The organism is Vibrio sp. 14G-20, from assembly GCF_026241515.1.
In the GTDB taxonomy this organism is placed as follows: domain Bacteria; phylum Pseudomonadota; class Gammaproteobacteria; order Enterobacterales; family Vibrionaceae; genus Vibrio.
In genome coordinates this window covers 101,142-125,347 of the sequence record NZ_JAPHPW010000014.1, presented here as the reverse complement: position 1 = coordinate 125,347, position 24,206 = coordinate 101,142, and the positions used below count along the sequence as shown (strand labels likewise).

At 45.1% G+C, this 24,206-nt stretch carries 15 protein-coding genes, 1 tRNA gene and 1 riboswitch; of the genes, 6 read left to right on the top strand and 10 right to left on the bottom strand.

What is annotated here, in order from left to right:
• Positions 1-10 precede the first annotated feature (10 nt).
• From rsxD to OQJ75_RS14135, 8 genes are all read right to left on the bottom strand, one after another.
• The gene (rsxD, locus tag OQJ75_RS14170) at positions 11-1,057 is read right to left on the bottom strand and encodes an electron transport complex subunit RsxD (protein ID WP_017631119.1); all 1,047 of its coding nucleotides are present in this window, start codon (positions 1,055-1,057) and stop codon (positions 11-13) included.
• Positions 1,057-3,765 (bottom strand): electron transport complex subunit RsxC, encoded by a 2,709-nt coding sequence (rsxC, locus tag OQJ75_RS14165; protein ID WP_265973220.1) that lies wholly within the window; start codon positions 3,763-3,765, stop codon positions 1,057-1,059. The genes rsxD and rsxC overlap by 1 nt, the downstream gene beginning before the upstream one ends.
• A 7-nt stretch (positions 3,766-3,772) precedes the next feature.
• Positions 3,773-4,366: an electron transport complex subunit RsxB gene (rsxB, locus tag OQJ75_RS14160; RefSeq protein WP_048611571.1), complete on the bottom strand. Its 594-nt coding sequence runs from the start codon at positions 4,364-4,366 to the stop codon at positions 3,773-3,775.
• A 2-nt stretch (positions 4,367-4,368) separates the two neighbouring features.
• Positions 4,369-4,947, bottom strand: a complete 579-nt coding sequence (gene rsxA, locus OQJ75_RS14155; protein WP_004734039.1) for an electron transport complex subunit RsxA — start codon at positions 4,945-4,947, stop codon at positions 4,369-4,371.
• A 269-nt stretch (positions 4,948-5,216) separates the two neighbouring features.
• Positions 5,217-6,221, bottom strand: a complete 1,005-nt coding sequence (locus OQJ75_RS14150; protein ID WP_048611573.1) for a substrate-binding domain-containing protein — start codon at positions 6,219-6,221, stop codon at positions 5,217-5,219.
• A 281-nt stretch (positions 6,222-6,502) separates the two neighbouring features.
• Positions 6,503-9,604 (bottom strand): beta-galactosidase, encoded by a 3,102-nt coding sequence (locus OQJ75_RS14145; protein ID WP_265973222.1) that lies wholly within the window; start codon positions 9,602-9,604, stop codon positions 6,503-6,505.
• Positions 9,605-9,737: 133 nt separating this feature from the next.
• Complete coding sequence (locus OQJ75_RS14140) at positions 9,738-10,640, bottom strand: MalM family protein (RefSeq protein ID WP_265973223.1); 903 nt, start codon at positions 10,638-10,640, stop codon at positions 9,738-9,740.
• Positions 10,641-10,747: 107 nt separating this feature from the next.
• The gene (locus OQJ75_RS14135) at positions 10,748-11,992 is read right to left on the bottom strand and encodes a carbohydrate porin (protein WP_265973224.1); all 1,245 of its coding nucleotides are present in this window, start codon (positions 11,990-11,992) and stop codon (positions 10,748-10,750) included.
• Between the two features lie 850 nt (positions 11,993-12,842).
• Here OQJ75_RS14135 and OQJ75_RS14130 point away from each other — a divergent pair.
• On the top strand, positions 12,843-14,960 hold the full coding sequence (locus OQJ75_RS14130; RefSeq protein ID WP_265973226.1) for an alpha-galactosidase: 2,118 nt from the start codon (positions 12,843-12,845) through the stop codon (positions 14,958-14,960).
• A gap of 475 nt (positions 14,961-15,435) precedes the next feature.
• Entirely contained in the window at positions 15,436-16,809 is a 1,374-nt protein-coding gene (melB, locus tag OQJ75_RS14125; RefSeq protein WP_265973227.1) for a melibiose:sodium transporter MelB, read from the top strand.
• A 307-nt stretch (positions 16,810-17,116) separates the two neighbouring features.
• Here the strand turns inward: melB and OQJ75_RS14120 are convergent.
• Positions 17,117-17,192: transfer RNA gene (locus OQJ75_RS14120), tRNA-Asn, on the bottom strand.
• A gap of 509 nt (positions 17,193-17,701) precedes the next feature.
• On the opposite strand from OQJ75_RS14120, the gene uvrB reads away from it, so the two are divergent.
• The 3 genes from uvrB to luxU all read left to right on the top strand — a co-directional run bounded on the left by uvrB (position 17,702) and on the right by luxU (position 21,791).
• Complete coding sequence (uvrB, locus tag OQJ75_RS14115) at positions 17,702-19,732, top strand: excinuclease ABC subunit UvrB (protein WP_017062180.1); 2,031 nt, start codon at positions 17,702-17,704, stop codon at positions 19,730-19,732.
• Positions 19,733-20,034: 302 nt separating this feature from the next.
• Complete coding sequence (luxO, locus tag OQJ75_RS14110; protein WP_017632950.1) at positions 20,035-21,423, top strand: quorum-sensing sigma-54 dependent transcriptional regulator LuxO; 1,389 nt, start codon at positions 20,035-20,037, stop codon at positions 21,421-21,423.
• A 23-nt stretch (positions 21,424-21,446) separates the two neighbouring features.
• A complete protein-coding gene (luxU, locus tag OQJ75_RS14105; RefSeq protein WP_017632949.1) occupies positions 21,447-21,791 on the top strand; it encodes a quorum-sensing phosphorelay protein LuxU in 345 nt (114 codons plus the stop codon).
• A 93-nt stretch (positions 21,792-21,884) separates the two neighbouring features.
• Here luxU and OQJ75_RS14100 read toward each other — a convergent pair whose 3' ends face one another.
• On the bottom strand, positions 21,885-22,772 hold the full coding sequence (locus OQJ75_RS14100; RefSeq protein WP_017632499.1) for a YvcK family protein: 888 nt from the start codon (positions 22,770-22,772) through the stop codon (positions 21,885-21,887).
• A gap of 194 nt (positions 22,773-22,966) precedes the next feature.
• Positions 22,967-23,119, top strand: a riboswitch (molybdenum cofactor riboswitch).
• Between OQJ75_RS14100 and moaA the strand changes: the two genes are divergently transcribed.
• Positions 23,108-24,097: a GTP 3',8-cyclase MoaA gene (gene moaA, locus OQJ75_RS14095; protein ID WP_017632500.1), complete on the top strand. Its 990-nt coding sequence runs from the start codon at positions 23,108-23,110 to the stop codon at positions 24,095-24,097. Its footprint overlaps the riboswitch before it by 12 nt.
• The last annotated feature ends 109 nt before the right edge of the window (positions 24,098-24,206 follow it).

Here is a 24,206-nt window from a genome sequence, read left to right as displayed (position 1 = left end):
TATCCGCTCCTTAGTGACCGTACGTACGAGGTTTGGTGTAGTAGTCAATCAGTGGAACACACATATTGGCTAACAATACAGCAAACGCCACGCCATCGGGGAAGCCACCCCAACTGCGGATAATAAACACCAATGCGCCAATCAGAGCACCAAATACTAAGCGACCCTTTACTGTCGTTGAAGCTGAAACCGGATCGGTTGCAATAAAGAATGCACCAAGCATGGTTGCGCCAGACAAGAGATGAATGGTTGGAGAAGCCGTTTCACCCGGAGTTAGGATTAAGAACACTAGGCTAAACAGCGCAAGGCTGCCGATGAACGCCACAGGAATATGCCATTGAATCACGCGTTGCTTGATAAGTACCAAGCCGCCAACTAGGTAAGCAAGGTTCACCCATTCCCAACCTACGCCAGCTAGCCAGCTGAATTGCGGTTGAGACAGAGCTTCAGACGCTGTGTTACCTGCCGTTAATGCCGTTTTGAATGCATCAAGCGGCGTTGCCATTGTGGTGCCATCAATACCAAGGCGCGCTTGTTGAAGAGACAAACCTTCGTTATTGAAACCTGTAAAGATCATCAAGAAAGAGTCAACAAAGCTTGTTGCTTCTGCCGTTAAGCTGGCTGGAGCATTCCAACTGGTCATCTGAACTGGGAATGAGATCAGCAAAACAACGTAAGCCACCATCGCTGGGTTAAATGGGTTTTGCCCAAGGCCGCCATATAAGTGTTTCGCAATAATAATCGCGAAGAACATACCAATCACTAGAATCCACCACGGTGAGTGCGGAGGGATAGCGACACTGAGCAGCCAAGCGGTCACAACAGCACTGTAATCACGCAGCGCCATTACTGGCGGGCGTTTTCTTAGCAGCATTACGGCTGCTTCAAAGGTAACAGCAAGTGCGATAGCAAATACTAACTGGATGAGCGTACCCCATCCAAAGAAGTAGGTTTGAGCTAGTAGACCTGGCAATGCACAAATAGCCACCCATTTCATGAGATCAGGGGTGCTTCTACGATTGTGTGCGTGCGGTGAGCTGGCGATAAAGAAGGCCACTACTCTTTCTCCTCATTGTTCTTTTTATCTTGCTCTTGCTGCGCTTTTCTTGCTTTAGCACGAGCAATTGCGGCAGCAACGGCTGCTTTCTTAGGATCGACGGGTTCTGATTGAGCCTCAGATTCAACCACAGTCTCTTTTTCAATTAATGGTTCAGCCACGGCTTCAGGAGCGATTTCTTCAACTTCGACCTGCTTAGCTTGCTGAGCTTTTTTCGCCTTAGCGCGTGCGATAGCGGCAGCAACGGCTGCTTTCTTAGGATCGACAGCTTCTGGTTGAGCATCAGCTACTACTTCGAGCACTGGCTCAGGGGTTTCTACTGTCTCAGCCTGTTTCGCTTGCTGAGCTTTCTTCGCTTTAGCGCGAGCTATTGCGGCAGCAACAGCGTCTTTCTTAGCATCGCCAGAGCTTTCAGTCGGAGCTTCACTTTCTGTTTGAATTGCCGATTCCGCTTTCTGTGCTTTCTTGGCTTTAGCGCGAGCAATAGCCGCAGCAACGGCATCTTTCTTAGCGTCGCCAGAGCTTTCAGCTGGAGCTTCATTTTCGGTTTGAGTAGCTGATTCCGCTTGCTGTGCTTTCTTGGCTTTAGCACGAGCAATTGCCGCAGCAACTGCGTCTTTCTTAGCATCGCCAGAGCTTTCAGTCGGAGCTTCACTTTCTGTTTGAATTACCGATTCTGCTTGCTGTGCTTTCTTGGCTTTAGCACGAGCAATAGCCGCAGCAACGGCATCTTTCTTAGCGTCGCCAGAGCTTTCAGCTGGAGCTACATTTTCGGTTTGAGTAGCTGATTCCGCTTGTTGAGCTTTCTTTGCTTTAGCACGAGCAATGGCCGCAGCGACTGCATCTTTCTTAGCATCACCAGTACTTTCAGTCGGAGCCTCGGAAGCTGAACCTGCTTGTTGTGCTTTCTTGGCTTTAGCGCGAGCAATGGCCGCAGCGACAGCATCTTTCTTGCCATCACCTGAGCTTTCTGCAGGAGTATCAGCGGCTGCTTGTTGTGCCTTGCGCTCTCGAGCTTGACGTTTACGTTCTTCACGCAATTTCGACATTTCAGAGTTGTCTGGTTCAGCGCCATCCGCTTTCTGAGCCGCAGCTTGTTTCGCTTTTGCCTTCGCAATAGCAGCGGCTACCGCAGGTTTCACTGCTGGTTCCGCATTAGGCGTTTGGTCTGCCGCGGCTTTTTGCGCTTTAACGCGAGCAATCGCAGCTGCTATCGCATCATCACCATCCGCAGACTTCATATCTTTACGACGGTTGTCCGCGGCTTTCTTGAAACGGTTTTCGCGTTCTGCTTTGTCACGCTCCATACGAGCGTTTTTCTCTTCGAAACGAATCTTGGCACGTTCTGCAGCTGTTGCTTCGTCTTTTCTTGTTTTGATTTCAGCTTTCGCTTGGCGATAGTATTGAACAAGAGGGATTTCACTTGGGCAGACAAACGCACAAGCACCGCATTCAATACAGTCTTTAATATTCAGCTCTTCACACTTATCCAACTCGTGGGCTTTGGCGTGCCATTGCAGTTGTTGAGGAAGTAGAGACGCAGGACAAGCTTCAGCACACGCGCTGCAACGAATACATTCCATTTCGTAAGTGCTTGGTGAAATCTCTCGACGCGTTGGCGCTAAAATACAGTTCGACGTTTTAGTGATTGGCACATTGGCATGTGGCAAGGTGAAGCCCATCATAGGGCCACCCAAAATCAAACGCGGCAGCTTTTTATCGGCTTTGTAGCCAAACTCTTCAAGCAACTCATGTACTGGCGTGCCTAATAGCGCCCAAACATTACGAGGTTGTTTAAAGGTCTTACCGGTTAAAGTCACAACGCGGTTAATGACAGGTTCACCGTCGATTACTGCTCTCTTAATCGAGTAGAGAGAGCCAACGTTCTGAACCAACACACCGATGTCAGCAGGGATGCCGCCAGCTGGAACCTCTTTATTGGTGAGGATCTTGATGAGCTGTTTCTCACCACCAGAAGGGTATTTAGTTGGGATAACGCGAATGACGATGTCTTTGTCTTTCGCTGCAATCTCAAGTGCTTTTATCGCGTCTGGCTTGTTGTCTTCTATGCCGATAACCGTCAGCTTTGCTTGAAGGATGTGTTCAACCACTTCGATGCCTTTTAATACTTCTTCGGCATGTTCTTGAAGCAACTTGTCATCAGAGGTGATGTAAGGTTCACACTCAGCTGCATTGACGATCAGAATATCAGTACGACCAAGTCCAGACTGAAGCTTTTTCGCGGTAGGGAAGCCTGCACCGCCCATACCTGAAATACCAGCTTGGCGAATCACATCAAGCAGTTCGTCTGAGGTCTTTGTTGAAAAGTCTTCAACTGGGTGTTTTTCAATCCAAGTGTCTAAGCCATCAGGTTTAATGACTACACTGAGTTCGCTCAAGCCTGAAGGGTGAGCGGTAGTTCTTGGTTCGATAGCAGTAATCACACCTGATGTAGGTGCATGTACCGGTAATGTAAAACCCGTGTCCAAGGCTGTCAGTTGTTGGCCTTTTAGCACGGTGTCACCCGCAGCAACCAATAAGTTACCTGGCTTACCGATGTGCTGTTTTACAGGAAGAACGATTTCTTCAGGAAGCCTTGCATGAACGATGTCAGTGGTATTGGACTGTTTCTTGTTTTCAGCAGGGTGCACGCCGCCCGGGAAGTTCCAAATAGAGCCCGTGCGAATTTGTTCAATTAAAGAGATCATACTAACCCTATGCTTTAGGCTCTGACGCAGCCGCATCAGTCGCTTGGTTAGTGATATCAGTAACAGGAATGATGTTCATCTGCCATTTCCAATTTTCAGTCGTCGTTGCCACTGGAATCATTTCAATACAGTCAGTAGGGCACGGTGCGACACATAGATCACAACCTGTACATTCATCTTTAATTACTGTGTGCAGTGCCTTGGTGCCACCAACAATGGCGTCGACAGGGCAGGCTTGAATACACTTGGTACAGCCGATACACATATCTTCATGAATGAAAGCAACGGTTTTTACTTTGTTATCTAAGTCATGAGCGGAGTCTTCAACTTCTACGCCCATTAAGTCTGCTAGCTTCTCAATGGTTGCTTGGCCGCCAGGAGGACATTTGTTGATCTTGTCTCCGTTAGCAATCGCCTCTGCGTATGGGCGACAACCTGGGTAGCCACATTGGCCACATTGAGTTTGCGGTAAAATGGTATCGATTTGATCGACGATAGGATCGGCTTCTACTTTAAAGCGGATAGAAGCAAAGCCCAAAATAGCGCCAAAAACAGCGGCTAAAACGGCTAGCGCAATGATCGCAATTAAAATGGTACTCATGCTTATTTCACCAACCCAGTAAAGCCCATAAATGCCAGAGACATTAGGCCTGCTGTGATCATCGCAATTGATGCGCCTTTGAATGGCATTGGAACATCAGCAACCGCAATACGCTCACGCATCGCAGCGAATAGGATCAGAACAAGAGAGAAACCCACCGCTGCGCCGAAACCATAGATGATCGACTGAATGAAGTTGTGGTTTTCATTGATGTTCAAAAGTGCCACACCTAACACCGCGCAGTTGGTGGTGATAAGAGGCAGGAAGATACCTAATAGGCGATATAGCGTTGGGCTGGTTTTGTGAACGACCATTTCCGTAAATTGAACAACTACCGCGATAACCAAGATGAAGCTCATGGTACGCAGGTATTCAATACCCAGAGGGGTAAGAATGTAGGTTTCTACTAGGTATGCAGATACCGACGCTAACGTCAGAACGAAAGTCGTCGCGAGGCCCATGCCAATCGCAGTCTCCAGTTTCTTGGAGACTCCCATGAAAGGACATAGCCCTAAAAACTTCACTAGCACAAAGTTATTGACCAGCACGGTGCCAACCAACAACAAAAGGTATTCGGTCATAATGGATTAATTCTTGAGATTCCGATCCCGATATTATCCTGCTTTGCTCACCTAATAACAACCAAGGATCACTAGGGATTTAGACACTTGGTGAAAAAATCAACGGGTAACCGTTTGATTAAGATGGATCAGGTTAAGTATAGGTGGGTATTTGCTGGGAATGAAAAATAAGATTAACTCAATGATAACTCATCTAATCAATCCTATTTCCTTTGTTGTAAAAAGTGTCGAGGAACGAAATGACTTAGTCTTTATGAACCTGAGCTCTCTCAATTAATGTTTCGAACAGAGGCTCTGCGCACCAAAATTGGCATAAATAACTTATGTTCCGGGTGCTCTTTTGGCTCGTCACTTGCGAGTTGCAGAGAGAGCTTAACCGCTTGATTAGCCATGACTTGAATTGGGTAGCGAATGGTCGTCAATCTAGGGTAAATAAAGCGAGCAATGTGGCCGTCATCAAAACCAATAACTGACATATCTTCTGGAATACGAACGCCATTTTCTTGTAATAACGCCAAGCAGCCTGCTGCCATGTAGTCGTTATACGTGGCAATTGCAGTGATATCTGTGTTTTTTGCCATTAAGTTAACCATGGCTTGCTCACCGCCTAGCTCGTCAGGTTCACCATATTCGATGTACTCATCGTTCGATTCAATACCGTGATCTTTCAATGCATCCAAATAGCCACCTAAGCGGTCGTGAGCATCTTCAATATCGTGACTCGAGCAGATGTAGCCAATGTGTTTGTGGCCGTTTTTAATCAAATACTCAGTCGCGATGTAAGAGCCGCGGCGGTTGTCGAGAGCAATACAGCGGTTTTCAATATCGGGAACAATGCGATTGATCAGTACCATTCCGGGTACTTCATTCGCTAGCTTAACCAATTCTTCGTCGCTAATGCCTTTGCTATGAACCACGAGTGATTCGCAGCGGCTGTTGATAAGCAGGTTAATCGCATTACGCTCTTTGGTGGCATCATGGTAGCCGCTGCCAATCAGTAGCTGTTTTTCTTGTTCACTTGCCACGGTATCAATGGCTTTGATCATTGAGCCGAAGAACGGGGCAGAAACATCATTAACCAGTACACCAATCGCGTTTGAAGATTTGCTGACCAATGCACGGGCGTTGGCATTTGGGCGATAGCCGAGTTTTTCCATAGCGGCTTTTACCGCCGCAATTGCGGTTTCACTGGTGTGAGGTGCATTGTTGATTACTCGAGAGGTGGTCGCGATTGATACGCCTGCTTCCTTCGCAACATCTTTAATGGTAGCCATTCCGCTCTCTTATTCTGAATATAATGCTGTGTGCTGGTGGTTGGACATTTAACAACGGATAGTTAGGCAATTCAAATACTAAACATCAAATATGACGAGGTTTGATGGTTTATTTTTGGTTGGCTGATTAGTTTGAAAATAAAAAGCCAAGCTCTAGGTTTGAGCTTGGCTTTTGAGTCATATTGGCGTGTGAACTGTAGTCGTGTGAAGTAAGGTAATCAAAGGTAACCAGTAATAGGGTACCAAGTGGCTTCAAAGCAAACCGCTTGGCCCGAATCTACTTACGATGCGCTTGTTAGCGTAACCTGATAACGATATTGATTGTCGGTGAGTTGAAACTCTTGGTGAACACTTGGACTCCAAGAGTCATCACCACCAACACCCATATGTTGGTGATCAACGCGTACATAGATTTTCTCTTCACGAGTCAGGTCATTGGTATGCTTAGCATCCGTTAATTGTTGCTGGCTGTACTGACTCACACTGAATGAAAAATCGCCTTCGATCCCGATATTTCCAACATTCAAGTTTTTGGCTCCGCAACGTAACCCGCTATCGGTTGGGAATATATACGGAGTGTGCATCTGATCCAGTGTTTGTTTGTGTAAACCGAATCGAGCAGCAGTCAAACGGTCTGGATAGTTTTCAAAAGGACCTAATCCCTGCCACGAAACTGGAGTTTCATTGGCTGTTTCGAGTGGTAACGGCAGCTCCATCTCAAGACCAATGCGCGGCATCGGTGGTAAGTGATCGGCTAAGTTGACATCAACCGCGATATTCATTTCACCTAGGTTATTTAAGGTGTATTGCCATTTTGTAATCGCTTGGATTTGGCCATTAAATTGGTAGGCGAATACTGACGTCACTTGTACTGAGTCTGCGAGCGCTTGCACGACACAACTTGTACACTGACGCTCCCATTGACCAATACCTGCAAGTTCCCAGCGACAAGCCCATGCATTTGGGTCGATGTTGTCTATCTCACTAATACCAATATCGTTATCAAGTGGTGCGCGATAGAAGTTATCGACAGGTGCCTTGATAACTTGCGGTTGTCCATCAACGATCCAGTGGGTCAACAATCCACTCTCTGTATTCCATTGCCATTGATGTGTTTCATCTAGGCTAGACACGACCACTTTATTGTCTTGCTGATTTAACTGAGGAGCCAAAGCATTTGCAGTGCTAGGGAATTGCAAGCCAGCATGGTTACGTAAAGCAAACTGCTCCGTTGCACAAACATGGCCTTCTTCTGCCCACTTGGTTGAATGAGTCAGAGTAATATCTGTGTTGAGATGATATTCGGCTTGTGCTTTTGGTGTGAAAGCGAGGTTAATGACCAGCTCTTGTTTACTATCTTCAGCAACGGATAAGACTTGTTGCCCCGATTGAATCACGATGCCATTTTCGAGCAATTGCCAGCGTAAGATTTCATTGTCAGTCGCTCGGAACAGGTTTTCATTGGTTACCGTTAGGCGGCATTGATCTTCAGTTTGCTCTGCTAACGTCACATTGATCATTCTCTGGCAGTATTTCGCCTCTTCCAAGGTAGGGTGTACGCTGCGATCTGGGAAGATCAAACCGTTGATGCAGAACTGACGGTCGTTGATGATGTCGCCAAAGTCTCCACCATAAGCCCAGAAGTGTTCACCGTTTTTATCCCACTGACTTAATCCTTGGTCAACCCAATCCCAGATGAAACCGCCTTGTAGGCGAGGGTATTCTCGGAATGCATCCCAGTAATCATTAAAGCTACCTAAACTGTTGCCCATTGCGTGTGCGTATTCACAAAGAATAAGCGGGCGTTGCTCGTTAGGCAGAGAAACCCACTTCTTGATAGACCATTTTGGAACGGCATCGTCTTCGATTGTGCTGTTAACGCGTGCGTACATTGGCGCAATGATATCGGTAGCTGTGGTATTTGAACCACCGCCTTCATACTGTACCGGGCGAGAAGGATCGTACTGTTTCGACCAAGCATACATCGCATTGTGGCTGCTGCCGTGCCCTGACTCGTTGCCCAAAGACCAGATGATGATAGAAGGGTGGTTCTTATCACGCATGACCATTTGCGTGTAACGACTCATATAAGCGTGTGCCCATTGTGGGTCTGCAGACAAGCGACTCATAGGCTGCATGCCATGGGTCTCGATGTTCGCTTCATCACACACGTATAAACCGTATTCGTCACACAGTTCGTACCATCGTGGGTGGTTAGGGTAGTGCGCGGTGCGCACAGCATTGAAGTTGTACTGCTTCATTAGACAGATATCGCGGATCATGTCTTCTTCTGTCATCACATGCCCCAACTCTGGGTGATGCTCATGACGGTTGACGCCGCGAATCAATAGCGGTTTGCCGTTTAGCTTTAGCTGACCGTCTGTCATTTCGACTTTACGGAATCCAACTTGATAAGCTTCACTTTCTATGTGGTTACCTTGCCTATCAAGCAATGACACGACAATTCGGTAAAGGTTAGGAACTTCTGCGCTCCATTTCTTCGGTTCTCGAACATGAAGAGTTTGGAATACCACATCGTCGTAGGTGCCACGCTCGTCAATTCGTCGATTATGCGGGCGATCGATAAGCGGTTCAGTCACCGCGTTTTCACCGTCAAACAGTTGAACCTGAACTTGGTAGGTGTCTGGTGCCGTAATTTTGGTGACAATAGACAGTGAACCATCGCGATAGCATGCGTCTAAGTCCGGCGTAACGAACACATCTTCAATGCACTGCTTTGGTTTGGCTAGTAAGGTCACATCACGGAAAATACCGCTTAGCCACCACATATCTTGGTCTTCTAAATAGCTACCATCACACCAACGTATCACCATGACAGACAGCGTATTGTCGCCAACAGTTAGATACTGAGTTAAGTCGAACTCGGCAGGTAAGCGGCTATCTTGGCTATAACCAACCCAATTGCCATTACACCAAAGATGAAAAGCGGAATTGACGCCATCAAAGATAATACGTTGGGTGTTCTTTAGGTCATTTTTAGTCAACGTAATTTGAGTGCGGTAACAACCGGTTGGGTTTTCTGCCGGTACAAACGGTGGGTTCACTTCAAATGGGTATTTTACGTTGGCGTAGATAGGTTTATCGTAGCCTTGCATTTGCCAGTTCGATGGTACGGTAATCTCGTCCCATTGTGAGTCATTGAAACTTGTTTCGATAAATTCACCGTCAACTTGTTCAGGTGCATCAAGGTATTTGAACTTCCATTGTCCATTAAGAGATTTACGTTGTGACTCAATGCCGTCTCGAGCGTGCTTAAGGTTGCGGTAGCTTGATAATGGGCTGTGCGCATTAAGGCAGTGGATATTCACAGACTGTGGGTTTTCCCAATCGCGTCTTTGGATGATGTTTGAAAATGCCTTCATGGTATTCCTACTCTTAAAGTGTTCAATATTGGTAATCATTCTATTAAGTCATCGGATTTTTAAACCGTGATGACCGTTATCAAATCGTTGGTTTTGCGTATTGTTCTGCGTATTGTTCTGTTGGCTTATTCAGCTATTCAGAGAGCTGTTTTAATAAATAATCTTTTGCTTCGGGCATGCCCTGTTCGGCCGCTTGATTAGCAATAAATGCGGCTTGTTTGATGTCGTTGTTGTTTAGGGCTTGGTCAATGTCCTTTTGGATATTCAACCATTGCGCCTTTTGATTGGTTTCAACTGTCTGAATTGATGGTTGAGAGATTTGCTTTGAACCTAAGGTTTCGGGTTCATTGTTGGATGAAACGCCAAGCTCAGCCAATAGGGTCAAAACCGTACTGTTTGTTGATTTTCTCGCCGTAACATCAATGACACCTACGCTGCTCAACGTCGCAGTCAGCGGTAGTTGCTTATTGCCAATAATCTGCTGAGATTCTGAATACAGATCTTCAGGGTGAATTCGATTGATGGCGCTATCTAACATAGTGCTATCGGCGCTGACCACAATAAATTGCGCGTTGTCTCGTTGAGGTTCGAGTGCAATTGATGCTTCAATTCTTTCTAACCCTTGCATCGCTGTCGGGTAGTAAGTGAAATCGTTAGTGCTGTACTGACCAAGCAGTCGCCATTGTTTATCGAAGATATAAATAGACGGAGCGAAAAGCGCATCATTTTTAATGTATGAACGAATGAGTAAGGACAGCGATTCTGTCGTGTCACTGATTTGGTACGCGATGGTCGGAAAGCGTTGGCTATCCGCTTGTGTATTGTCATTTAACAATGAAGAGGAAAGGGTCGGTAAATGACCGTCCATAATCACTTGTTGGTGGAATGGAACAGACAATTGCGTCATTGGCAGCGCACTTAGCTGAGAACAGCATGCACTGTCATTGAAATCAGTCTTAAGTTCCTTTTCAGGTATTCCGCTGCATGCGCTAACGGTGAGTGCCGCGACAATGATCACCAATGATTTTAATTTCATCTGATTGCTACCTTAGTAAAGGGGAAAACATCGGCTTTCCCCGTTAAATTGCTATTCCAGTGTTGAGCGTCAATTCGTTGATTGAACAGACGCTCGGGTGTTGTGGTTTACCACCAAGTTTCTACGTTGAAACCAAAGGTAATCTCGTCAACAGTCTCGGCGTTGATGCTTGTTGCCGTTCCATAAGCCTCGTTACCACGATCCCATTCGTTACTGGATTCAGAGTAAGTTGCAAAGATACGGATAGATGGGCGAGCCCATACGCCTTTGCCAGCTTGGAACATTTGAGCGACAGTCACTTTGTACATATCATTTGTGCCTGAGCCGTTTTGTGCTTCTACCGTTTCGTAACCGACTTCAAGTGCTGTCGACATATAATCTGTCCAAGCATATTGAGGACGAGCACCGACACTGAACCATTTCTCACCATCGTTGTTATCTAGGTTGTTATCTTGATAAGCGATGGAGTACATGACTTGAACATCTTCACTGATATTTAAGTCACCATGGTTAAATAGACGCCAGCTGTAGCCATCATGTTCGACGCCAGTGCTGTACTTTTTGTCTGAACCACCTTCAGCACTCATTAATCCGCCAGCTAAGGCATCAGTACCATATTGGAAGGCCAAGGTGTTTGAGCCGTAGTTCCAAGCTTGACGGTAAAGAGCAGAGAGCATTGCGCCAGAAGTAGTAATGTCTTTATCGTCGTAGCTCGAGTTTTGCGTGGTTACGTAGTTCAAACCAAGAGTAAGATCCGCTGTGTCACTCAATTCAATACCGCTTAAGCGAGCATCAATATTGTGAAGACTACGCCCATCGTCACTTGACGAGTTTGGCGCCATCCAGGCCAAATGTGCATCCGCAAACCCTAGATCCCAATCTTCAATACCTAAACCCGTACTGGATGTATCCCAGTACTTAACATCAATCATGTGGACTTCATGGCGCCGATAAAAACGTTCTCCGGCCCATACTTTCGCGTTAGGTTGTCCATCTATAAGGCCATGGCCTGCTGACCAAAGTTGGATCGTACTGACGTCTCCCCAGCTATCACCGCTGCCTAGATAAATCGTGGTATCAAAATAAGCGTCATTGTCACGCCATACATCTGCTTTCACACCCGCTTCCCACCAGTTCAGTTCATTACCTAAACGGTAGTTACCGTAACCTTGACCTGCTCGAATAACGTCGTTGCGTTCTCCTTTGCCATCGTTATGTTGGTCATTGTCGGTGTAGATGTTGCCCCATTTCGCATAACCAAAATAGGTTACGTTTTCCACTGCAGCGAAGCTGATTAATGGGGTGAGGGCCAGAGTGAATCCTAATGCTTTAACTAGCATTTTTTGTTTCATGAAGTGTCTCCATTATTTTTTATTTATGGATATTTTTATGTTTGAGTCCTAACTCGAGCGAGAGTGTAAGCAAACAATGGAAACGTTTTCATGATGAGGTTGGCATTTTTACGCTATTGATGGGTTTGTGATTATTTTGTGTGATTTTGATCGAGTTATTGAGCTTGTAGTGGCAGTTTTATAGAGGGTTTTGTGGGTTTTTAATGGAATCGTTTTCTATTTCAGGGGTGTTGAGGGGGGGTGATCGTGCGCTAAAGTTGAAGTTGCTCGTTGTGTTCGAACATCGGTAATAGTGATTTAAGGCTAGAGCTAGCAAGGGATTAGGGTTGTTTTTGAGGGGAAAAGCAGCCCAGTCAATGATAACTGGGCATGTGAGACAAGGAAGCAAATATCAAATTCAATGTCGAAGCTAGGCTACAAGCATTGCGTTCTATACCGTCAAGCTGGAATGTAAAAGTTAGGACCCAGGGAGACACTTCATAGTTGTACTCTAAAGGTTAAGAATACGAGTGTGGTGTGGTGAGTTCAAGAGGAAATGTGTTTGAGCCAATTTTCAAATGATAGATTCATTATAACGTAATGAATTTTATGGGTTTAATTGTTGTTAAGCTCCTATTTATTTTAACGTTATCGCGCTTTATTTAATGTGGAATATCCCTATTCCTTGGGATCAGGAGTATATGCGTTGAGATGGTGGTTGGCATAAATCTTTGAATTAGGGGGTATTGTTTGAATCTATTAATCTCAAAATATTTAATGGAAACGTTTTCATGATTTTGGGGTTGATCACAGAAACTCTCAGCTCAATAATTATGATACGGGGTAATTAAACGCGTTAAGGTTAAATAAAATGACGAATAAATCCCTAGTAGAAATTACGGGTAAAGACTCGCAACTGATCGTTGAACTTGGTGATTTCGCCGAAATTCTGCATTGGGGAGTTCCAGTTCGTGGCGATCTAGCGAACTTTCGTGTTTCTCTTCAAAGGCCTGTTCCTTACGGTCGCCTTGATAATGATGTTGCTATGTCGCTGAGCCCTGAACTCGGGCGCGGTGTTTTCAGCAGTCCGGCATTAGAAGGACACCGAGATGGGTTGGACTGGGCGCCTGTTTTCTCTATTACGGATATTCAACAAACACCATCTAGCCTAATCATTGAGAGTGAAGATCTGCGTGCAGGCTTACGTTTAACAACCGAGTTATGCCTCGATAAACATGATGTTGTGAAATCTCGTCACACCTTAACCAACGTTAAAGCCGGCCTTTATCAGGTGAACCGTCTCGCCAATACTTTACCATTACCAGCAAGAGCTAATGAGTTGATGACGTACTACGGCCGCTGGGTACATGAGTTCCAAACGGTGCGCCAACCCTTACAGCAAGGGGGCTATCAACAAGAAAATCGTCGCGGACGAACGTCTCATGAACATTATCCAGCGATGGTTGTTGGTACCGCTAACTTCAATGAAATGGCAGGTGATGTGTGGGGCATTCACTTCGCTTGGAGTGGTAACCACAGATTGCGCGCTGATGTAAAAGCAGACGGTCGTCGCTACGTGCAAGCGGAAGTTATTTATCTACCGGGCGAGATTGCATTGGATGAAGGTGAAAGCTTAACGACACCTTGGCTGTATGCCAGTTTCAGTTCGGAAGGCTTAAATGGAATGAGCCATCAGTTCCACTCCCATGTGCGTGGTTCGATCTTGCCGGAGTCTTTCGTACAAAAGCCTCGACCTATCCATCTTAATACATGGGAAGGCATCTATTTTGACCATGATCCTGATTATATTATGTCGATGGCTAGCCAAGCCGCGGATATGGGAGTAGAGCGTTTTATCATTGACGATGGTTGGTTCAAAGAGCGCTGCGGAGACAAGGCTGCGCTTGGGGATTGGTTCTTAGATGAAGAAAAGTACCCAAATGGTTTAGAGCCGATAGTTGAACACGTTAATCAGTTGGGTATGGAGTTTGGATTGTGGTTCGAACCTGAGATGATCAATAAGGATTCTGACTTATACCGAGCCCATCCAGACTGGTTGCTTGCGGTTGACGGCTATGACCAACCAACGGGTCGCAATCAATATGTTATCGATCTTCAGAATCAACAAGCATTCGACTTTTTGTTTGAGCGCCTTGATCACTTCTTAAGTCAGTACAACATTGCTTACATTAAGTGGGATATGAACCGAGAAGTTGTACAACCTGCGCATCTAGGCAGGGCTGCGGCCCATCAACAAACCGCTCGTTATTATGAGTTGGTCGATAAAGTTCGAGAGAAGCACTCTATGGTTGATATTGAATCTTGTGCGGCTGGTGGTGGTCGTATCGATTTTGAGGTTCTTAAGCGTACGCAACGTTTTTGGGCGTCTGATAACAATGACGCTCTGGAGAGACAAACGATTCAGCGCGGGATGAGTTACTTTTTCCCTCCTGAGGTAATGGGAAGTCATATTGGTGCGAGTCACTGCCACAGCACTCGTCGTCGTCATAGTATTGAGTTTCGTGGCCTAACAGCACTGTTTGGTCATATGGGGATTGAATTAGACCCTGTGAAAGAAGTTCAAGAAGAGAAACAGGGCTTTGAACACTATATTAAGCTACACAAGATGCTGCGTCCGTTACTGCATAGCGGGAGAACTTGGCGAGTTCCAACGGACGATAGTGCCCATCAAATCCATGCGGTCGTTTCCGAAGATGTGTCAGAAGCGGTGGTGATGATTGCACAGCTGGCGATGCCAACCAATTCGTTGAGTGGTCATTTGCGTATACCTGGGCTAGATCCACAAAGCCTATACAAGGTCTCTGTGATTGATAAACCTTCAAATTACGATGATATTGTGAATTATCAACCGCCATGGACAGAGTCTGGCTGTGAATTATCAGGTGCTTGGTGTGCCGAGGTGGGGTTGACGATGCCAATACTCGATGCAGAAACAGCGATGCTGATTAAGTTTGAACGTATCGAGTAAGTTTTAGCATAGGCGTTATATTTGATGAACCGCGTAGGTGAAATTACGCGGTTTTTTATTGCCTTTAATAAGCCGTCATGAACTATCTAATCAATTTGATGTGCCCCTATAGATTTGAGATCTGTAGGTATTCCCAGCGTGATGCTGTATTTATGTAATCGTTCTCATGCGTTACTTCACACTACGAACTGTTTTGAGCACTTTAATTAGCGATATTCTCTATCAATTCGAGTGTTTTATTGTTCGATCTCTCACTTTAGATATTTGACTGAAAACGTTTCCATTGAGTGGTTGTTGATCACAGTATCTGTGCGTTGGAATGGTTACATTAGCGTCGGACTTGATACTTGAGTGTTTTAAGAAGCGACCACAGAGTGGCTCTAAAACAGAACTTGAGTGGATAAATTATTATAAATAAAAGGTAAGCGTTTCAACGTCTGTTAGGAGATGAAGTTACGCGCCTGAAGGAAATACTATGTCTGATCAAATTACTCTACAAACCAAATTATCGTATGGACTTGGGGCTTTAGGTAAAGACTTTGCCTGTGCTCCAATCTACATCTTCTTAATGTTTTACTTCACCGATGTTGCTGGGCTGTCAGCGGCATTTGTGGGTACTATATTTTTGGCCGCGCGCATTGTCGACGCGGTGACCGACCCAATGATGGGCGTTATCGTTGATAACACACGCTCTAAGTTTGGTAAATTCCGTCCTTGGATAGTGATTGGAACTCTGTTAAATGCTGTAGTGCTTGTTGGCCTTTTTAGTACGCATATGTTTGAAGGCACTACGTTATACATTTATGCAGCGGCTGCTTATATTCTGTGGGGCCTTACCTACACTATTATGGACATTCCATACTGGTCTTTGATTCCTGCACTATCGAGCTCTCGTCAAGAACGTGAAAAGCTGGTTGTTTGGCCACGATTGTTTGCTAGCTTGGCGTGGTTTATTACGGGTACTTACGGGCTACACATTGTCGGTAAACTGGGTGATGGCGACCAAGGACAAGGTTTCTTCAACGTTGCTATGTTGATTGCTGTTCTGTTCGTGATGAGTGCATTCTTGATTGCTCGCAACGTAAAAGAAAAATCTGCACCAGCAAATGCTAAACCAGCTGAGCGTTTCAGCTTTAAAGATGTAATGGTTATCATTGGTAAGAATGACCAACTAAAAGCACTTATTGGTACCGTATTGTCGTTCCAAATAGCAAACTTGCTGGTGGGTGGTTTTGCGATTTACTATTTCTCTTACGCTTTAGGCAACGCTGACTTGTTCCCCGTTTATATGATGGTGGCAGGTATCGCTGAAGTTGCAGGTGTATTCTTGTTCCCTCGTATTGCATCAGTGTTACCACGCAAGCACCTATGGGTTATCGCTTGTGGCTTCCCAGTGCTGTCTTGTATCACTCTACTTATCATGGGCTTTATCGCTCCAGGTAACGCGATTCTAATCGGTATCGCAGGTGCTGCTATCAAGTTTGGTGTGGGTATCGCTAACGCACTGCAAACTGTAATGCTTGCCGATGTTGTTGATTACGGTGAACACAAAACAGGTCGTCGCAGTGAGAGTGTTATCTTCTCTGTTCAAACGATGCTTGTTAAGTTTGCAGGCGCGGCTGGTGGTTTTATTGTTGGTATGGGCTTGTCTGTGGTGGGTTATGTACCAAACGTGGAACAGTCTGACAGCACTATCATGGGACTGCAGTTTATGATGGTAGGTTTACCAGCGATTCTAATGACGGTAAGTGCTCTTGTTTATAAGCGCTACTACCACCTGCATGAAGGGTTTGATCAAGATCAAGCCGCTAAAGAGACTCAGACTAATGTTGTTACAGCAGAAGCATAACCGCTAAAACGACGCCTCATCTAGAATAACGCTCAGTTTAGTCACTAAGCCCAAACGCCTCCTTGTGAGGCGTTTTTTTATGGATGTGAGTTAATCAAAGCTGTGCCTGTAGAGCTTTTGTTTCGACTAAAACGCAAAAAGCCGCATCGAGTGATGCGGCTTCTTTAAATTTTGCACCCTTGTCGAGACTTGAACGCGGGCGGATGGGACGGTCCGACGATTCGGGTGTGACATTAACTTGGAACAAGTTAGTCGCATTTATATACGAAAAAAGCCCAATCTTTCGATTGAGCTTTCTTCTAGAATTTGGCTCCCCTTGCAAGACTTGAACTTGCGACATACGGATTAACAGTCCGCCGTTCTACCAACTGAACTAAAGGGGAATTGCTTGTTAGCGACGCGAATTCTAATAATTGTCCGGATTTCTGTCAATAAAAAATATCAGAAAAAAGTAAGATAAAAAACTTTACTTTCTTGAACGCCTTATTGGATTTAGCTTTGCTTTAGTTATCCACCAAAATTGTGGATAAGTGTGTGTGTGAAACTTTAACAACAATAATTGGGATAAATCGAAAAATGTAAAAATCTTATCTAACGTAATGTATTTAAAAGATTTATAGAAAAACGTCGCAATTGTATAACTTTTGTAGATTATAAAACGAACAGTAAAACAAGCGGTATTTTTAGGTTTTTTGGGGAAAAGTAGTGGATTAAAATTCGAGCAATTTAGCTGAAGAGATCTTGCAGGGGCACGGATAATACCAAGTTCTAAAAATAAAAGCTATAACTGATATCTGATCTTAAGATGCATTTCTCTAGATAATAGTTGCAACGACACTCCACCTAGAGTGACAATGACCTGATTAAAAAAACAGTATGGAAATGGCGACCTATGAGCAAACTCTTTGACTTGGTATCGGACTATAGCCCGTCCGGTGACCAGCCGACGGCGATAACCAAATTACTAGATGGACTAGATTCTGGTTTGGCACATCAAACTCTATTAGGGGTTACGGGCTCTGGTAAAACATTTACCCTTGCCAACGTCATTTCCCAATCTCAAAGACCTGCGATCCTGTTAGCGCCTAACAAGACATTGGCGGCTCAACTTTATGGTGAGATGAAATCTTTCTTTCCAAACAATGCCGTTGAGTATTTTGTTTCTTACTACGATTACTACCAACCTGAAGCCTACGTTCCAACCACGGACACATTCATCGAGAAAGATGCGTCTGTGAACGCTCATATCGAACAAATGAGGCTTTCGGCAACCAAAGCCTTATTAGAACGAAAAGACGCCATCATTGTGGCTTCTGTGTCGGCTATCTACGGTCTTGGTGATCCTAAGTCTTATTTGAAGATGATGCTTCATTTGAGTCGTGGCGAGGTGATGGATCAGCGTGATATTTTGCGCCGATTGGCTGAGCTGCAATATTCAAGAAACGATGTCGCCTTTGAACGTGGTCAGTTCCGAGTTCGTGGTGAAGTGATCGATATCTTTCCCGCTGAATCTGACCAAGATGCGGTTCGAATTGAAATGTTCGATGACGAAGTGGACTGCATTAGTATTTTTGATCCTCTGACTGGTGCGGTGAAACAAAGAGACTTACCGCGTTTTACAGTTTATCCAAAAACTCACTATGTAACCCCAAGAGAGAAGATCCTTGAGGCGATTGAGAACATCAAGGATGAGTTGCGCGATAGGGCTCAATATTTAAAAGACAACAACAAGCTTTTGGAAGAGCAGCGCATTTCTCAGAGAACTCAGTTTGATATTGAGATGATGACGGAGCTTGGCTTTTGTTCCGGTATCGAAAACTACTCACGATACTTAAGTGGCCGTGCGGAAGGGGAAGCGCCTCCGACATTATTTGATTACCTGCCTGATGATGGTCTGTTGATTATCGATGAGTCACACGTGACCGTGCCGCAAATAGGCGCTATGTATAAAGGTGACCGCTCTCGTAAGGAAACTCTAGTTGAGTTTGGTTTCCGTTTGCCTTCTGCATTGGATAACCGTCCGATGAAGTTTGAAGAGTTTGAGTCTATAGCCCCACAAACGATTTTTGTGTCGGCAACGCCGGGTAATTATGAGATTGAAAAATCAGATGGCGAGATTGCTGATCAAGTGGTGCGTCCTACTGGTCTGTTGGACCCAATCATCGAAGTACGTCCGGTTGCGACTCAGGTTGATGACTTATTGTCTGAAATCAGAATACGTTCAGTGAAAGAAGAGCGCGTGCTTGTCACGACGCTAACTAAACGAATGGCAGAAGACTTAACCGAATACCTAAGTGAGCACGGCGTTAAAGTGCGTTACTTGCACTCGGATATCGATACGGTTGAGCGTGTAGAGATCATCCGAGACCTACGTTTGGGCGAGTTCGACGTGTTAGTGGGTATTAACTTACTTCGTGAAGGTTTGGATATGCCTGAAGTGTCGCTGGTGGCGATTCTTGATGCAGACAAAGAAGGCTTCTTGCGTTCTGAGCGTTCTCTGATCCAAACCATTGGTCGTGCTGCGCGTAACTTGGAAGGTCGAGCAATCCTTTATGGTGATTCGATTACTAAGTCGATGAGAAAAGCGATTGATGAAACCGATCGTCGTCGCGAGAAACAACAAGCCTACAACGAAGAGCAAGGCATCACGCCGCAAGCGTTGAAACGCAATATCAAAGATATTATGGAACTGGGTGATCTAACCAAGTCGAAGCAGCAGCGCCAATCGAAGCAAGTTCCTCTATCTAAGGTGGCAGAGCCTTCTGAAAGTTATGCCGTACTTACACCGCAACAGCTTGATAAAGAGATCAGCAAGTTAGAGGCTGCGATGTATCAGCATGCTCAGAACCTGGAATTTGAATTGGCAGCACAGAAGCGTGATGAAATTGAGCAGCTAAGAAAGCAGTTTATTACCAACAGCTAATCTCCCTTTTTACTCAAAAAATTGAATCCCTCAATACAAAAATTGAGAGTGTTTTAGACAAAAAAACAGCCAGTAGTAAATGTTCTACTGGCTTACGTTTGTGAACACTCGGTCCACTAACAACGTCAGTTGGCTAGGTGACCCGAAGGTCATGTAGATACCTGCATCGTTCGTGCCATATAGATAACACATTGATTGTTTAAAGCAGAGAAAGAAATGTTCCACAAATACTGTGGCTAATTTGCATAATGCAAAGCGGAATGCGACTATAATAAGAAATGCAAATTATAAATGGCTAGGATATGCAATCAAAAACGTTAGATAACAAATCAAAGTATTTGTTGATGGTGGAGGATACGGCTTCAGTCGCAGCGTTATATCGCTCGTATCTTACACCGCTCGAAATTGATATCAACATTGTCGGCACTGGCCGCGATGCAATTGAGAGTTTGAATCATCGAATCCCTGACCTCATTTTATTAGATCTACGTCTACCTGATATGACGGGTATGGACGTGCTTTTCGCTGTAAAACAAAAATACCCTGAAGTGCCCGTTATCTTCATGACAGCGCACGGCTCTATCGATACTGCCGTAGAAGCGATGCGTCATGGTTCTCAAGACTTCCTGATCAAACCGTGTGAAGCCGACCGACTTCGTATTACGGTGAACAACGCGATCCGCAAAGCGACCAAGCTTAAGAATAGCTCTGAACATCCGGGAAACCAGAATTACCAAGGCTTCATTGGCAGTAGCCAAACCATGCAGCAGGTTTACCGAACTATCGATTCTGCGGCATCGAGTAAAGCGAGTATTTTCATTACCGGTGAAAGTGGTACGGGTAAAGAGGTGTGCGCAGAAGCGATTCACGCGGCGAGTAAGCGTGGCGATAAGCCTTTCATTGCAATCAATTGTGCGGCAATTCCTAAAGACTTGATTGAAAGTGAGCTGTTTGGCCACGTAAAAGGGGCGTTTACGGGCGCGGCAACAGACCGTCAAGGTGCTGCTGAGCTAGCTGATGGAGGCACACTGTTCCTTGATGAGCTGTGTGAAATGGATCTTGAACTGCAAACTAAGCTTCTGCGTTTTATTCAAACCGGTACTTTTCAAAAAGTCGGCTCTTCGAAGATGAAGAGTGTCGATGTTCGTTTTGTCTGTGCGACCAACCGTGACCCTTGGAAAGAAGTACAGGAAGGTCGCTTTAGAGAAGATTTATACTACCGTCTGTACGTGATTCCTCTGCACTTGCCGCCATTGCGTGAACGTGGTGAAGATGTCATCGAGATTGCTTACTCATTATTGGGCTATATGTCGGTTGAAGAAGGCAAGGCGTTTGTGCGTTTTGCTCAAGAAGTGCTGGATCGCTTTAACCAATATGAGTGGCCGGGTAACGTTCGTCAGCTACAAAACGTATTGCGAAATGTAGTGGTATTGAATAATGGTAAAGAGATTACTCTGAACATGCTTCCGCCACCATTGAATCAACCGATTGAAAACAGTCTGCGACTGAAAGAGAAGCAGAGTGAAGACATCACAGTAAAAGATATTTTCCCATTGTGGATCACTGAGAAAACGGCAATCGAACAGGCCATAAAAGCGTGTGATGGCAACATCCCTCGCGCGGCTGGTTTCTTGGATGTCAGTCCATCAACGATATACCGTAAATTGCAAACGTGGAATGCGAAGCAGTAATCACCAAACAATAAGAAAGAACGATGATGAAAGTATTAAATCAGCAAAAAGTTGATGAGCTTGCCGGTGAGATTGGGCAAGAGAATGTCCCAGTGTTATTGGAAATCTTTTTAGGTGAATTGAAGGGATACTACGAGCACCTAGAGCTAAACAAAGATACTGATACGTCTAAGTATTTGGCCGATATCAGCCATGCGTTAAAGAGCAGTGCTGCGAGTTTTGGTGCCGATTCTCTGTGTAATTTTGCTATTAGCTTAGACGCAAAAGTGAAGCAAGCATTGCCCGTGACAGATATTGATTTTCAAGATATGCAGGAACTACTGCTATCGACTTATACTGAATATCAACAGTTGATGACGGATCTCTAAAGCGGTTAATCGCTAAATATACAGGTAGAGATACAGAGACTAAAAAAGGAGCATAATGCTCCTTTTTCGTTTTCTGACGCTTGAACTAATGAACTAAGCCAACTGAGCTTCGATTGCTTGTTGAAGCTTCACTCGGTCGTGTCGCCAATCTCGGTTTGCTGATGCAAGATCCGTGGTCACACAATTCCATTGCCCTTCAAGTTCTGGGTGTGGTTCATTGCCCAGTACAACGTCTATCTTACGTGCTTTACAGGTACGTTCACACCACTCCAATTGCTCTTGAAGCGTCATTTTACCTGCTGGACCGTGTTCTGGAGACAGGTTTTCAATGAAGATAACTTTTGCCTTGGTGTTTCCTGCGATGGCTTTACCAATTTCTGGCAGCAGCAGCGGAGGCATCACACTGGTTAGAAAGCTGCCTGGACCAAGCACAATACAGTCTGCTTCTTCCACCGCAGCTACGGCTTCTTTGGTTGCTGGCACTTCTGGCGATAAGTCCATCATGCGCAGTTTTTCTGTCATGTCATCAACGTTGGTTTCGCCAGTTACCCAGCGGCCGTCCATGGATAGGGCCGTGAGGTCGGAAGGATGCTCTGTCATCGGCACGATGTTAACGTCGACCTTAAGCATATTTCGAATTAGGTTAATGGCTTCCAATGGACGAACCGAAAGGTTGTCTAATGCAGTGAGCATAAGGTTACCTAGGTTATGACCATCGAGTTCGCCTTGGCCGCGAAAGCGGTATTCAAACATCATCGAGCTGATTGAAGGTTCAGTGATCAATTGGTTGATACAGTTGCGAGTATCTCCCCAAGCGATACCACCTTGGCAGTCTCGGATTCGTCCGGTTGAACCGCCATTATCCGTTGTTGCAACAATGCCAGTTGCATTGTTACCAAAGTCTTTTAGTGCAGCAAGCATACGACCTAAGCCATGGCCTCCACCGATTGCTACGACTTTCTTTGAAGAGTAAATATTCATTTTTTGTTCTTGTTAGATTATTACCAACTATAATTTAGGTTAAATGCTTCTCGCTATATACTCAACAAGAGTTATTTTGAGCGTTTGATACGTTTTTTTTGCCGATGTGACCCGTTTTTTACCATCAGAGCTAGATTCACGTACAAATATTAAGTATTTTATTACTCAGCTACTGCACGTATGAATATAACGTGCGGTTGCCATAACTCCGAGCTCTCGCATGCTAAGTCGCACAGTGGTATTTGCTGTACCGATACGCATCAAGAGCCAGTGACATGTTGTCACAAGGGCTTAATTGGAAATGATTATGCCTCCCGTGTTTGGAAAGGTGTTCCGTGGCGCAACAATTCGAAGATAGATTCCATCGCAAGTTTTATTACTTGCGCTTGTCGGTTACAGACGTCTGTAACTTTAAATGTACTTACTGCTTGCCGGATGGTTACAAACCGTCAGGGCAAAAAAACTCGTCTTTTTTAAGTGTTCCCGAGATCAAACGCGTTGTAAAAGCGTTTGCAGATTGTGGTACCTCAAAGATCCGCATTACAGGCGGAGAGCCGAGTCTGCGTAAAGACTTTCCTGAAATCATACATACCGTTGCTTCTACTCCTGGCATCGAAAAAGTAGCCACGACAACGAACGGCTACCGCATGGAGAAACAAGTAGGGCAGTGGCGTGATGCCGGTTTAACCCATATAAACGTGAGCGTGGATAGCTTAGATTCACGTATGTTCCATCAGATCACTGGTGAGAATAAGTTTACTGAGGTTATGCGAGGTATTGATAAAGCGTTTGAGGTTGGCTATGAACAAGTCAAAGTCAACGTTGTATTGATGAAAGACCTCAACAGTCAGGAATTACCAGCCTTCCTTAATTGGATCAAAGACAAACCTATTCAATTACGTTTTATCGAGCTGATGAAAACCGGCGAGATGGACGAGTTGTTTGATAAACACCATGTATCGGGCGTTGCAATTCGCAACCAACTTATTGCTAACGGTTGGCTACTGAAAGTCAAAGCCGTGAATGATGGGCCTGCACAAGTGTTTGTCCACCCAGACTACAAAGGTGAAATTGGTTTGATCATGCCTTACGAGAAAGACTTTTGTGAGAGTTGTAACCGCCTGCGTGTTTCTGCGACCGGTAAACTTCACCTATGTCTGTTTGGCGACCACGGTGTTGAACTGAGAGATCTGATTCAAGAAGATCAACAAGAGCAAGAGCTCATTGATCGAATTCAGGCTCAGCTTCAAACCAAGTCCGTTAGCCACTTCTTACATGATGGCAACAGCGGCATGACTCCAAACTTGGCGTCAATCGGCGGTTAACCCGCTATATACTCTAAAGCATTTTATCGCTCAGCTTCTTTAGGCTGGGCGAATCAGTCTAGGGCGTGTTGCTCTTTCGAGCTGATTTTTGCAGCGAGTTGCTGGGTAT

Bases quoted from the DNA above. Each gene is read 5' to 3' on its own strand.
- rsxC (WP_265973220.1), bottom strand. From the start codon at position 3,765: ATGATCTCTTTAATTGAACAAATTCGCACGGGCTCTATTTGGAACTTC.
- rsxB (WP_048611571.1), bottom strand. From the start codon at position 4,366: ATGAGTACCATTTTAATTGCGATCATTGCGCTAGCCGTTTTAGCCGCT.
- rsxA (WP_004734039.1), bottom strand. From the start codon at position 4,947: ATGACCGAATACCTTTTGTTGTTGGTTGGCACCGTGCTGGTCAATAAC.
- OQJ75_RS14150 (WP_048611573.1), bottom strand. From the start codon at position 6,221: ATGGCTACCATTAAAGATGTTGCGAAGGAAGCAGGCGTATCAATCGCG.
- OQJ75_RS14145 (WP_265973222.1), bottom strand. From the start codon at position 9,604: ATGAAGGCATTTTCAAACATCATCCAAAGACGCGATTGGGAAAACCCA.
- OQJ75_RS14140 (WP_265973223.1), bottom strand. From the start codon at position 10,640: ATGAAATTAAAATCATTGGTGATCATTGTCGCGGCACTCACCGTTAGC.
- OQJ75_RS14135 (WP_265973224.1), bottom strand. From the start codon at position 11,992: ATGAAACAAAAAATGCTAGTTAAAGCATTAGGATTCACTCTGGCCCTC.
- OQJ75_RS14130 (WP_265973226.1), top strand. From the start codon at position 12,843: ATGACGAATAAATCCCTAGTAGAAATTACGGGTAAAGACTCGCAACTG.
- melB (WP_265973227.1), top strand. From the start codon at position 15,436: ATGTCTGATCAAATTACTCTACAAACCAAATTATCGTATGGACTTGGG.
- uvrB (WP_017062180.1), top strand. From the start codon at position 17,702: ATGAGCAAACTCTTTGACTTGGTATCGGACTATAGCCCGTCCGGTGAC.
- luxO (WP_017632950.1), top strand. From the start codon at position 20,035: ATGCAATCAAAAACGTTAGATAACAAATCAAAGTATTTGTTGATGGTG.
- luxU (WP_017632949.1), top strand. From the start codon at position 21,447: ATGATGAAAGTATTAAATCAGCAAAAAGTTGATGAGCTTGCCGGTGAG.
- OQJ75_RS14100 (WP_017632499.1), bottom strand. From the start codon at position 22,772: ATGAATATTTACTCTTCAAAGAAAGTCGTAGCAATCGGTGGAGGCCAT.